Below are 12772 nucleotides of genomic sequence, written 5' to 3'. Positions count from 1 at the left end.
CATTTGGAGGGTTTTCCTAAAATTCTTTCGCTTCAATTTTAAATATTGGCAGCCAACCAATCCCCCACTTCGGAAGTTTTGTAAGCTTTTCCGCCTTCGGCGATATCTTCTGTAACGATCCCTTCAGCTAATGACCTATTTACAATATCAGAAATGGTTTTTGCTTCTTCCCTTAGGTCGAATGCATACTCAAACATCATCGCCGCCGAAAGTATCGTGCCCAATGGATTTGCGATGTCCTTGCCCGCCGCTTGTGGATAAGAACCGTGGATCGGTTCAAAAAGCTTGTTGTCAGTACCCAATGAGGCAGAAGGCATCAAACCCATGGAACCTGATATTACTGATGCTTCGTCTGTCAGAATATCTCCAAATAGATTCTCAGTGATCAGGACATCATACGCCTTTGGCCATTGGATCAAACGCATGGCGACAGCATCCACAAATTCATATTCCACTTTGACATCAGGATATTCCGGAGCCAATTCCTGCACAGTCTCTCTCCAAAGTCTGGAAGTAGCCAATACATTGGCCTTGTCCACACAGGTCAATAATTTCCTTCTCTTTTGGGCAGCTTCGAAACCCATTCTTGCCAACCTCGTGATTTCTTCTTTGGAATACACATTGGTATCAAATGCTTTGGTACCCTGCTCGTTTCTTCCACGGGGTTCCCCAAAATAGATCCCTCCGGTCAACTCCCTAAAGAAAACCAAATCCACTCCCTCTATTCTATCCAATTTCAATGGAGATTTATGCACCAAAGAAGGAAAGGTAAAGGTTGGCCGCACATTGGCAAACAATCCAAGCTTCTTTCTCATTGCCAATAATCCCTGTTCAGGTCTAACTTTGGCTTTGGGATCATTGTCATATTTGGGATCACCTATCGCGCCAAAAAGCACTGCATCCGCTCTCAAACACACTTCATGAGTCTCATCCGGATAAGGATTGCCTGTAAGGTCAATCGCAGCAGCACCTACTGGAGCCTCTTCAAAATGTATGGTATGGCCAAATTTCTCAGCTACAGCTTTTACAACTTTGACTGCCTGTGCAATCACCTCGGGGCCGATGCCGTCACCCGGCAATAGCGCTATATTCATTTCCATAGAAATTCTTTTTATCTAGTTCAGGGTTTTCATCCGGGTGAGTTCCGATTCCCGGCTCTGTTTTTTTAATTTTTTCAATGATGTTCAGCATTTTTTCGGTCGCCTTTAAAGCCGCCACCGTTTGGTCGCTGTCCAAGCCTTTGGTTTTAAATAGCTTACCAAAATCCCAAGTAATAACTGTTTCTACAAAAGCATCAGTCTTTCCTCCGGGAGGAATAGTGACACTGTAATTGGTCAAAACCGGTAATTCCTTATTCAAAGATTTGTAAATCTTTTTCAATGCCTTCATGAAAGCATCGTATTGACCATCTCCTGAAGATCCTTCTTCATAGCTTTCGCCATTGATGTTGATCTTCAATTGCACAGTGGGCCTCAGACCCTTAGAATGGCTGAGGTTATAACCTTCAATGAAAATATCATGGGAGATGGAGTTGTTCTGCAACACATCAGAAATGATATAAGGCAAGTCTTCTGTGGTCACACGTTCTTTCTTGTCCCCTAATTCAATGATCCTTTGGGTAACTTTTGTCAGTTCTTCAGGTTCAAGAGAGATACCCAATTCCTGCAGATTTTTGACAATATTGGCTTTTCCTGATGTCTTGCCCAAGGCATATTTTCTTTGACGGCCAAATCGCTCCGGAAGCAAATCATTGAAATAGAGATTTTTCTTATTGTCACCATCTGCATGGATTCCGGCAGTTTGGGTAAATACATTTTCACCAACAACAGGCTTATTTGCCGGGATATGCTGACCGGAAAATTGCTCCACCAACTTGCTGACACGATAGATTTTATTCTCTTTGACGTTCAGCTTAAAGTCTGTAAAGTCCTTCAAAACCGCAATGACAGATTCAAGTGGCGCATTACCGGCCCTTTCTCCCAATCCATTGACAGTGGTGTGGATACCGCCTACGCCGTTATAAATTGCCTCGAGCACATTGGCCACGGACAGATCATAATCATTGTGTGCGTGAAAATCAAAATGGGTATCAGGATATTCGCTCGTAATTAGCTTGAGAAAATGGGAAACTTCTCTGGGATTGAGCAATCCCAAGGTATCGGGAAGCATGATTCTCCTTACCTGAAGCTGTACCAAAACGCCAATCAAATCCATGGTGTAATCCATGGAATTTCTCATGCCATTAGACCAATCTTCCAAGTAAACATTGACCGAAATACCATTTTGACGGGCATAGAGCACGCTTTTTTCAATATCCATGAAATGTTGCTCCGGGGTTTTCCGAAGCTGATGGGTCAGGTGATTGAGAGAACCTTTGGTCAAAAGGTTGAGAACCTTCCCTCCGGCCTCCTTTAACCAATTGATAGAATCAGGGGTATCCACAAAACCCAACACTTCTACCCTATCGAGATATCCTTTTTCGGAAGCCCATTGGGTAATCCTTTTCACTCCTTCCATTTCCCCTTCAGAAACCCGGGCAGAAGCCACCTCGATCCGGTCCACCTTCATTTCATCCAATAGCAGTTTGGCTATCTGAAGTTTTTCTGAAGGAAGAAAGGAAACTCCCGAGGTCTGCTCTCCATCCCTCAGAGTGGTATCCATGATTTCTATTTTCCTGTGATGACCCATTTTTTGGAGTTTGGCACAAAGTAATTACTCGCGCTTACGGAATTAATAATTTAGAATGAAGAATTAGCTGGATAGATTCGAATCCAAATTTGATCCCAAACCTACTAATTGAGGTTTTTATCTGTTTTCAGCAAATGCTGCTATCTCCTCCTTGATGTTCAATAAGTAATCAATGTCATCGAAACCGTTTTTCATGTTTTCCTTTTTGTAGGAATTGATGTCAAAAGATTCAGATGCTCCTGTGCTGAGCAGTGTGATTTTTTGTTTGTCGATATCTATTTCCACTTCTGCCTTTGGATCGGCTTCCACTGCTTTAAACAAAACCTCTGCAAATTCGGGACTGATCGTTACCGGCAAAACACCGATGTTCAGACAGTTGTTTTTGAAAATATCTGCAAAGAAGCTTGAAACAACCGCTCTGAATCCATAATCGTAGATTGCCCAAACTGCGTGTTCACGGCTGGAACCTGAACCGAAGTTTTTTCCTGAAAGGAGAATTTTCCCTGAATAGGTAGGGTCGTTGAGTACAAATTCCTTTTTGGGATTACCTTCTACATCATATCTCCAATCCCTGAACAGGTTGTCTCCGAAACCTTCCCTTTCGGTCGCTTTTAGAAAGCGAGCCGGAATGATTTGGTCCGTATCGACGTTTTCGGCAGGTAAAGGAACAACTGTGCTGGTAAGTATATTGAATTTATCGTAAGCCATTTTTTCTTTCTTTTTGATTAAAATACCTCCCTAGGATCTGCGATTACACCTGTTACGGCTACAGCTGCGACCGTAAGCGGACTGGCCAAAAGTGTTCTTGCACCAGGACCTTGTCTTCCTTCAAAATTCCTGTTAGAAGTAGATACAGCATATTTTCCTGAAGGAATTTTGTCGTCATTCATGGCAAGACAAGCTGAACAGCCCGGTTGTCTCAATTCGAAACCGGCATCTTCCAATATTTTTACCAAACCTTCTTCATGCGCCATTTTCTCTACTTCTCTCGATCCTGGAACTATCCAAGCGGTAATGTTAGCGGCTTTTTGTTTTCCTTTGACAAAAGCAGCCACCGAGCGGATGTCTTCTATACGACCGTTGGTACAGCTTCCTACGAAGACGTAATCCACTTTTTTCCCTTTGATAGGTTCGCCAGGTGCAAAACCCATGTATTCCAAAGATTTGAGATAGGAAATTTTATTGCTTCCTTCCATTCCTTCAGTTGTCGGGATGTTGCCTTTGATTTTAATCCCCATACCTGGATTGGTACCGTAGGTTATCATCGGCTCGATATCAGTGCCATCAAAAGTATATTCTTTGTCAAAAACAGCGCCTTCGTCTGTTTTCAAGGTTTTCCAATAAGCCACAGTTTTGTCCCAAGCTTCACCTTTTGGTGCATACTGTTTTCCTTTGAGGTAGGCAAAAGTGGTTTCGTCAGGAGCTATCAATCCTCCACGGGCACCCATTTCGATACTCATGTTACAGATGGTCATTCTTGCTTCCATACTCAGGCTACGGATAGCAGAGCCTGCATATTCCACAAAGTAACCTGTTGCCCCTGCGGCAGAAATTTTGGCAATGATGTAGAGGATGATGTCTTTTGAAGTCACTCCGGCACCTAATGTACCATCTATTGTGATCCTCATTTTTTTAGCTTTGGTCTGCATGATGCATTGTGTTGCCAAAACCATCTCCACTTCGGAAGTTCCGATTCCAAATGCAATTGCCCCAAAAGCGCCATGGGTAGAAGTATGGCTATCACCACAGACTATGGTCATGCCCGGTTGGGTGATACCCAACTCAGGACCGATCACATGGACAATACCATGATGGTCCGATCCCAAATCATGCAGTTCAATGCCATATTTTTTACAGTTTTCCCTCAGTTTTTCCACCTGCATGCGGGAAAGTTTGTCCTTGATAGTTTTGTCCTGATCGACGGTAGGTACATTGTGGTCAGGCGTGCCGACTGTCCTGTCTGGATGCAGAACACCAATGCCTCTTTTTTCCAGATTCAGAAACGCTACCGGGCTTGTCACTTCATGGATAAAATGCTTATCAATGAAGAAGACATCAGGACCATTGGGTACGGAACGTACCACATGTGAATCCCAGATTTTATCGAATAATGTATTTTTTTCCATCTTAACTTACGCTACAATCACTTTGTCTTTGACAGGTATTTTGTTTAGGGCATCCACAAATGCCTGTGCAGAAGCCAATACAATATCTGTATTGGATGCAAAACCATAATAAGGTTTGTCTCCCTGGATGATTCTCATGTGTACTTTGGCCACATCATCACTTCCATGTGTTATCGCTTGGATGAGGAATTCCTCAAGCTCAATCTGTGGTTTGACAATTGATTCAATTGCTTTCAAAACCGCATCCACAGGTCCGTTGCCAGTTGAGTCTGCCTCAAAATTTTTCTCCCCTACCTTTAATTCTACATGGGCTTTGATTTCGCCGTTTGACTGGTAGCTTACTTTCCCAAGTCCTATAAAAGAAGAACCATCCATAAATTTTCCTACAAGAGAAAGTAAATCCTTGGTACCGATATCTCTTTTGGAATCAGCCAAAAGCAAAAACTCTTCATATACTTCCCTCAAGGGTTCACCTTCAAGTTCCACGCCTAAGGCATCCAAATGATGCTTGAGTGCTGCCCTGCCGCTTCTCGCAGTCAGGACAATGGTAGATTCATGAACGCCAACCTCTTTTGGGTCGATGATTTCGTAATTTTCCCTATGCTTGAGGACGCCGTCTTGGTGGATACCGGAGGAATGGGCAAATGCATTTCTTCCTACTATCGCTTTGTTGGGCTGCACCGGCATGTTCATCAACTTTGAGATCAACCTGCTCGTCCCATAGATCAATTCGGTTTTGATATTGGTATGTACCGGAATGGCATGGTGGCACTTAATCGCCATGACTACTTCTTCCAAAGAGGTATTTCCTGCACGTTCTCCGATGCCATTGATCGTAAGTTCTGCTTGCCTTGCGCCGTTTTGTACACCTGCTATGGTATTGGCAGTGGCCATTCCCAAGTCATTATGGCAATGTGTCGCAATGATCGCTTTGTCAATATTGGACACGTTTTCCTTCAAGTAGCGGATGATCGCGCCATATTGCTCAGGGAGACAATAACCGGTAGTATCCGGGATATTGACTACAGTTGCTCCGGCTTTGATCACAGCTTCTATGATTTTTGCTAAGAAAGGCAACTCGGCCCTTCCAGCATCCTCAGCGTAGAATTCAACATCTTCGACAAAGCTTTTTGCATATTTCACCGCCCTGACACCTCTTTCGATGATGTTGTCAGGTGTGGATCTCAGCTTGAATTGAATATGGTAAGGTGAAACTCCGATGCCTGTATGGATTCTTCCTTTTTTGGCATACTTCAAAGCATCGGCAGCGACTTCTATGTCTTTCTCCACTGCCCTTGAAAGGGCGCAGATGATAGGATTAGATACAGCTTTGGAAATTTCTACTACCGAATTGAAATCGCCGGGACTGGAAATTGGAAATCCTGCCTCGATGATATCAACTCCAAGTTTTTCTAAAGCTTGCGCCACCACTATCTTTTCCTGGGAGTTTAACTGACATCCCGGTACCTGCTCTCCATCCCGGAGGGTAGTATCAAATATCCATAGCTTTTCACTCATAATTTCCTCAGTTATTTTCTGGTCTCAATTTTCTGACAGTAGCACCTGCTTGCCACATTTCAGAATCTCTCAATTCTTTCAATTCAACTTCTAATTTTTCTCTGTAATCAGGCTTGCTGTTAGAGTCAATTGATTTTTGCGCTTCTTTTCCGGATTTTACACTATTATACAATTCCTCAAAAACAGGCTTGGTGGCATCTCTGAAAGGTTTCCACCAGTCCAAAGCACCTCTTTGGGCAGTTGTGGAGCAATTGGCATACATCCAATCCATTCCGTTTTCGGCTACCAATGGCATCAAGCTTTGAGTCAATTCTTCAACTGTTTCGTTGAATGCTTCAGATGGCGTATGTCCATTTGCCCTCAACACTTCGTACTGCGCGGCAAATATACCCTGAATCGCTCCCATCAAAGTTCCTCTTTCTCCTGTAAGGTCAGAAGTCACTTCTCTGTAGAAATCTGTCTCAAACAAATACCCCGAACCAACACCGATTCCAAGAGCAATTACCCTGTCTTTGGCTCTGCCTGTCCCATCTTGGAAAATAGCGAAGGATGAATTCAATCCACGCCCTTCGACAAACATTCTTCTCAAGGAAGTACCTGATCCTTTTGGAGCAACCAAGATGACGTCCACATCAGCAGGTGGAATAATTCCTGTTTTTTCCTTGTAAGTAATCCCAAATCCATGGGAGAAATAAAGGGCTTTTCCGGGAGTAAGGTATTTTTTAACAGTCGGCCAAAGTGCAATCTGACCGGCATCAGAAAGAAGGAACTGAATAATAGTGCCTTTTTCGCAAGCTTCTTCCAATTCAAACAAAGTCTCACCAGGTACCCAGCCATCAGCAACAGCTTTGTCCCAAGTTTTGGAGTTTTTCCTTTGTCCGACGATGACATTGAAACCGTTGTCTCTCAGGTTGAGCGCCTGGCCGGGGCCTTGCACGCCATATCCCAATACCGCAATGGTTTCATCCTTCAATACTTCTCTTGCTTTCTCCAAAGGAAATTCCTCTCTGGTGACTACGTTTTCTTCTACTGATCCGAATTTCAGTTTCATAGTGTGATAAAATTAGGTTTGATTATTTAAATATTCTGTGATGGAAAATTTGGGTTTGGCGATCGCCACCCTTCCCGAACGGGCAAATTCCAACAGGTTGAATGGTTTTAGAATTTCTAACAATGCCTGGGTATCTTCTTTGTGTCCGGTAAATTCCAAGACAACAAATTCTTTTTCTGCCGCAATGATATGGGCATTGAATTGCCTGATGACTTTCTCAAGGCTTGGATCCAAACTCTCGATCGGGATTTTGTACAACGCGATTTCCTGATATACTACTTCATGATCCATGAAGTAATACACCTTGATCACATCCACTACTTTTTCGATCTGTTTTGAAAGCTGGATGATTTGATCATCGGTCACTGTGACCTCGATGGTAATTTTATGGATACCATCCAAGCGACTTTCCGATGCTGTCAACGCATCAATATTTATTCCTCTTCTGGTGAAAATGATTGTGATACGGTTAAGTATCCCTATAAAATTTTCGGTATATACTAATATGGTATATCGGTTCATAAATTCAGTTTCATTCCTAGCTTAACCTTACCTCTTCAACCGAGCAGCCGGTCGCAATCATCGGAAACACGTTGTCTTCTTTCTCCACGACAACTTCAAGGAAAAACGGTCCTTCATGCAAAATCATTTGGGCGACTGCCTCCTTCAACTCGTGTCTCTCTGTCACTTTCACCGCTCTGAGTTTGTAGGCCTCAGCTATTTTGATAAAATCGGGATTTTCAAGTTCTGTAAAAGAATACCTTTTATCAAAGAAAAGCTGTTGCCACTGCCTTACCATTCCCAGGTAGTTGTTGTTAAGAAGGACTACTTTGACAGGAGCTTTGGTCTGCATGATGGTTCCAAATTCCTGAATGGTCATCTGTATTCCTCCGTCTCCAACTACACAGATTACCTGTCTTTTAAAATCGTGTAATTGCGCTCCCAAAGCCGCAGGAAGGGCAAAACCCATTGTACCAAGACCACCTGAAGTGACTTGGGTTCTGGATTCTTTGTAATTAAAATACCTCCAGGAGATCATTTGATGCTGGCCTACGTCTGTCACGAGAATAGCGTTTTCATCCTTAAACTGGTTGATCAATTGGATGACTTCCCCCATATGCAATCCTCCATGGGTCGATTCCAGGTCATAGGACATGACGGCTGCTTTTTCTTCTTTGTCCAATTCCCTGAATTTTTCAAACCATTCATGGTGGGTATTGGAGTTGACCGCATCGGTCAATAAGGGCAAGCTTTGCTTGCAATCTCCCAAAACCGGAACTGCACATTTTACATTTTTATCAATCTCAGATGGATCCAATTCCAGGTGGACGACTTGGGCTTGCTTGGCGTACCGCTTCAAGTCACCGGTAACCCTGTCATCAAACCTCATCCCGATGGCTATCAAAATATCACATTGATTGGTCAGAAGATTTGGTGCGTAGTTGCCATGCATGCCGAGTTTGCCGACATAGGAAGGATGATCCTGGGAAAGGGCCCCCGATCCAAGAAGCGTGGAAGCAGCCGGTATTCCTGATTTATCCAAAAATTCTTTTAGCTCTTTTTCGGCATTGGCAAGGATTACACCTTGTCCATAAAGGACGTACGGTCTTTTTGCATCATTGATCAATTGGGCTGCCGCAGCTATGGCTGTAGGATTGATGTTGACATAGGGTCTGTATGACCTAATCCCGAAACAAGGTTCATAGTTGAATTCACCGAACTCTACCTGTGCATTTTTGGTAATGTCCACCAAAACGGGACCTGGTCTTCCTGTCTTTGCGATATGAAATGCCTTGGCGATGGCAGGAGCAATATCCTCCACCCTTCGGACCTGAATATTCCATTTGGTACCGGGCATAGATAACCCGATCACGTCAGTCTCCTGAAAAGCATCTGAACCCAAAAGGTGGGCAGCCACTTGTCCTGTAATACAGACTAGAGGAGTGCTGTCAATCTGAGCATCAGCGAGACCGGTAATAAGGTTAGTAGCGCCCGGACCGGAAGTGGCAAGTACGACTCCTACTTTACCGGAAACCCGTGCATAACCCTGCGCAGCATGGATTGCTCCTTGCTCATGACGTGTCAGCACATGCTTGATCTGATCACTATAATCATACAATGCATCATAAACCGGCATAATTGCACCGCCGGGATAACCGAAGATGAATTCGGCATTTTCGGCGATCAAGGATCTCACTACGATGTCTGCTCCTCTAACCATAGAATTGGATGATTTAAAATTACTTATCTGTCACACATCCTTCCGAAGCGGAGGACACGAGTTTGTTGTATTTCTTGAGTGTTCCCTGGAGATCACTCAAATCCTTATTTTTCCAATGCTTCTTCCTTTCAGCCATTTCGGCATCGCTCACAGCACAACTCAAAGTCAGTGAATCCGCATCGATGGTGATGATGTCGCCGTTTTGAATAAGACCAATAGGTCCTCCGGAATATGCCTCAGGGGTCACATGACCAACAACAAATCCGTGCGTACCACCGGAAAACCTACCATCAGTGATCAAAGCAACGTCCGCACCCAAACCGGCACCGATAATCATGGAGGTAGGTTTCAGCATCTCCGGCATCCCAGGGCCGCCTTTTGGACCTATATAGCGGATGACAATGACTTCTCCTTTATTTACCAATTTATTTTTGATCCCCTCATTTGCTTCCAATTCAGAATCAAAAACATGGGCAGGACCTGTAAAGGATTTTCCTTCTTTTCCGGTAATTTTCGCCACAGAGCCTTCAGGGGCAAGATTACCTTTAAGTACACAAAGATGTCCCGTTTCTTTCAGTGGCGTTTCCAAAGGATGGATCACATTCACCATAGATGGTACCACAGGCTCAATATCTGAAAGATTTTCTGCAACGGTTTTTCCGGTCACTGTCATACAGTCGCCGTGAAGCATGCCATTATTCAATAAATATTTCATAAAAGCAGGAAGTCCTCCCTGCTCAAAAAGGTCTTCCATCAGAAATTTACCTGAGGGCTTGAAATCACCTATCAAGGGGGTCTCATGATTCACTCTTGCAAAGTCATCAAGTGTAAAATCCACTCCTGCAGTTTTGGCAATAGCCAAAATATGTAAAACAGCATTGGTACTTCCTCCAAGTGCAACTGCCACCCGGACTGCATTTTCAAGACTTTTCTTTGTGACGATGTCCTTTGGCTTGATATCTTTTTCCAAAAGGATGGAGATGTATTTGGAAATATCCCTGCACTCAGCCATTTTTTCATCTGCGGTGGCAGGAGTCGAAGAACTGTATGGCAAAGACATGCCCATTGCTTCTATGGCTGAGGACATGGTGTTGGCAGTGTACATCCCGCCACAGGCACCTGCACCGGGACAGGCATTCTCAATCACTCCCTGATAATCCTGATCGCTGAGTTCACCCTTTACTCTTTTGCCATAGGCTTCAAAAGCAGATACGATGTTCAGCTTTTCTCCTTTGTAATTTCCGGAACGGATAGTGCCACCATATACCATGATCGATGGCCTGTTGATCCTTAACATCCCCATGATCGCTCCGGGCATGTTTTTATCACAGCCGGCCACGGCGACACAGGCGTCAAAAGAATGGCCAAGGATAAAGGATTCGATGGAATCGGCAATGATCTCTCTCGACACCAATGAATACCGCATCCCGGAGGTTCCCATAGAAATTCCATCAGAAATCCCGATGGTATTAAAAACCAAACCGGTCAAACCATGAGCTCTTGTAGCTTCCTTGATCAGACCGGCAAAGTCATTGAGGTGCATATTGCAGGGGTTACTTTCATAGCCGCAACTCGCTATCCCTACAAAGGGCTGGTTCATCTGTTTATCAGACATTCCCGTGGCATATAGCATGGCTTTGCCTGCGGGATGTTCTTCATTCTGACTGATTTCCCAACTGTGTTTTTTCAAACTCATGGTTACTTCAGGTTGGTTTAATAGGTTTATAAAAAAAGTGCCCCATCATCTGAGGCACTTAACATTGTATGGTTGTAGGTCAAATATGTCAGGTGCCTCAGTGTTTATTACAAATGAGAATAATAAAGCTTAGAGGAGTGACTATTTGAAACATGTGGTGTGGTTCTTTTTTGTTTGGCTAACGTGGTACAATATTAAACCTCTATTTCCAGAGATACAATATTTAATTTCATTTTTTATGCCAAACATATATTTATAATGAATGAAAAAGTTTTATGTATAGTATTTTATTTGGCAAAATGGACATATGTAAAACTTTTACCTATCCTAGACTCATATTTATTCACAAATCAAAAGAATGTATTGATTTCACATATCACTAACCAAAAGTTAATTTTTTTGAATTTTTTTCAAAAGAAAAATAATCGGGTATCAAATTCAACAATGGATATGGATAATTACTATTCAACCCCCAAACAAGCAAAAAAACGACATAACCGAATCGGGAATCTCATTTTCACAAATTGTCAGAATATCAAAAATTTCATTACCCTAAGCGGAGAAAGAATCAGCAAATCCAATTTTAAATTCTAATTTCAAAGCTGAAAAATCCGATTCAAAAACCAACAAAACCTGTTTTCTCTCATGATTTCATTTCCAAATGCAAAGATCAACCTAGGACTTCACATCACTGCCAAGAGGAAAGACGGCTATCATGACATCGAAACCTGCATGGTCCCCATCCCGCTGTATGATGCCTTGGAAATGATCCTGTCAAATAAAACGGTGTTTGATACTTCCGGACTTTCCATTCCTGGAGAGGAGAAAGACAACCTGATCTTGAAAGCCTTCAAATTATTGAGGAAAGATTTCAATGACCTGCCCAATGTCCATATTCATTTACACAAAAATATTCCCATGGGTGCCGGGCTTGGCGGCGGTTCTGCCGATGCGGCTTTTGCGCTGAGGCTGATGAACAACCTCTTTGACCTGCATCTGGAAAACTGGTTTTTGGAGGACTATGCGGCTCAACTTGGAAGTGACTGCGCTTTTTTTATCGACAATACCCCAAAAATCGCAACAGGCCGAGGCGAAATCATGGAACCTGCGGAAGTAGACCTGAAAGGGAACCATCTATGGCTCGTCAAGCCTCCCATCCATATCGGCACCAAAGAAGCGTATGCAGGAGTAAGTCCCAAAAAACCGGAAAAGGATCTTGCCCAAATCCTGAAGGACAAAACTCTTTGGAAAACCGAACTGCAAAATGATTTTGAGAAAAGTATTTTTCCTCAATATCCTGAATTGGCAGCCATCAAAAAATCCTTATATGATCTTGGGGCTTATTACGCAGCAATGTCCGGTTCCGGTTCTACGGTTTTTGGATTGTTTGAACACAAGCCTGAGGCAAAAGAATGGGACAAGGAATATTTCGTTTTTGAAGGGGTGATGTAGATTGGAAATAGGATTTTTTT

10 protein-coding genes are annotated in these 12772 nt (G+C 43.2%); 1 reads left to right on the top strand and 9 read right to left on the bottom strand.

What is annotated here, in order from left to right; all coding sequences use genetic code 11:
- Positions 1 to 38 precede the first annotated feature (38 nt).
- From leuB to ilvD, 9 genes are all read right to left on the bottom strand, one after another.
- A complete protein-coding gene (leuB, locus tag MMU07_RS00375; protein WP_241123842.1) occupies positions 39 to 1100 on the bottom strand; it encodes a 3-isopropylmalate dehydrogenase in 1062 nt (353 codons plus the stop codon).
- Positions 1069 to 2688: an alpha-isopropylmalate synthase regulatory domain-containing protein gene (locus MMU07_RS00370; RefSeq protein WP_241123841.1), complete on the bottom strand. Its 1620-nt coding sequence runs from the start codon at positions 2686 to 2688 to the stop codon at positions 1069 to 1071. The genes leuB and MMU07_RS00370 overlap by 32 nt, the downstream gene beginning before the upstream one ends.
- A 117-nt stretch (positions 2689 to 2805) precedes the next feature.
- Positions 2806 to 3396: a 3-isopropylmalate dehydratase small subunit gene (leuD, locus tag MMU07_RS00365; RefSeq protein WP_241123840.1), complete on the bottom strand. Its 591-nt coding sequence runs from the start codon at positions 3394 to 3396 to the stop codon at positions 2806 to 2808.
- Positions 3397 to 3413: 17 nt separating this feature from the next.
- Positions 3414 to 4814, bottom strand: coding sequence for a 3-isopropylmalate dehydratase large subunit (gene leuC, locus MMU07_RS00360; protein ID WP_241123839.1), 1401 nt, complete (start codon positions 4812 to 4814; stop codon positions 3414 to 3416).
- Between the two features lie 6 nt (positions 4815 to 4820).
- Positions 4821 to 6332, bottom strand: coding sequence for a 2-isopropylmalate synthase (locus tag MMU07_RS00355; protein ID WP_241123838.1), 1512 nt, complete (start codon positions 6330 to 6332; stop codon positions 4821 to 4823).
- 7 nt (positions 6333 to 6339) lie between these two features.
- Positions 6340 to 7383, bottom strand: a complete 1044-nt coding sequence (gene ilvC, locus MMU07_RS00350; protein WP_241123837.1) for a ketol-acid reductoisomerase — start codon at positions 7381 to 7383, stop codon at positions 6340 to 6342.
- A gap of 12 nt (positions 7384 to 7395) precedes the next feature.
- Positions 7396 to 7905, bottom strand: coding sequence for an acetolactate synthase small subunit (ilvN, locus tag MMU07_RS00345; RefSeq protein ID WP_241123836.1), 510 nt, complete (start codon positions 7903 to 7905; stop codon positions 7396 to 7398).
- Between the two features lie 16 nt (positions 7906 to 7921).
- Positions 7922 to 9604, bottom strand: coding sequence for a biosynthetic-type acetolactate synthase large subunit (ilvB, locus tag MMU07_RS00340; protein ID WP_241123835.1), 1683 nt, complete (start codon positions 9602 to 9604; stop codon positions 7922 to 7924).
- A gap of 19 nt (positions 9605 to 9623) precedes the next feature.
- On the bottom strand, positions 9624 to 11300 hold the full coding sequence (gene ilvD / locus MMU07_RS00335; RefSeq protein ID WP_241123834.1) for a dihydroxy-acid dehydratase: 1677 nt from the start codon (positions 11298 to 11300) through the stop codon (positions 9624 to 9626).
- 645 nt (positions 11301 to 11945) lie between these two features.
- Here ilvD and ispE point away from each other — a divergent pair.
- Positions 11946 to 12752: a 4-(cytidine 5'-diphospho)-2-C-methyl-D-erythritol kinase gene (gene ispE, locus MMU07_RS00330; protein WP_241123833.1), complete on the top strand. Its 807-nt coding sequence runs from the start codon at positions 11946 to 11948 to the stop codon at positions 12750 to 12752.
- Positions 12753 to 12772: the final 20 nt, after the last annotated feature.

The organism is Cognataquiflexum nitidum (genome assembly GCF_022538055.1).
Classification (GTDB): Bacteria; Bacteroidota; Bacteroidia; order Cytophagales; family Cyclobacteriaceae; genus Cognataquiflexum; species Cognataquiflexum nitidum.
The sequence above is the reverse complement of the archived record's forward strand: the minus strand, read 5'-3'. Positions and strand labels throughout refer to the sequence as shown.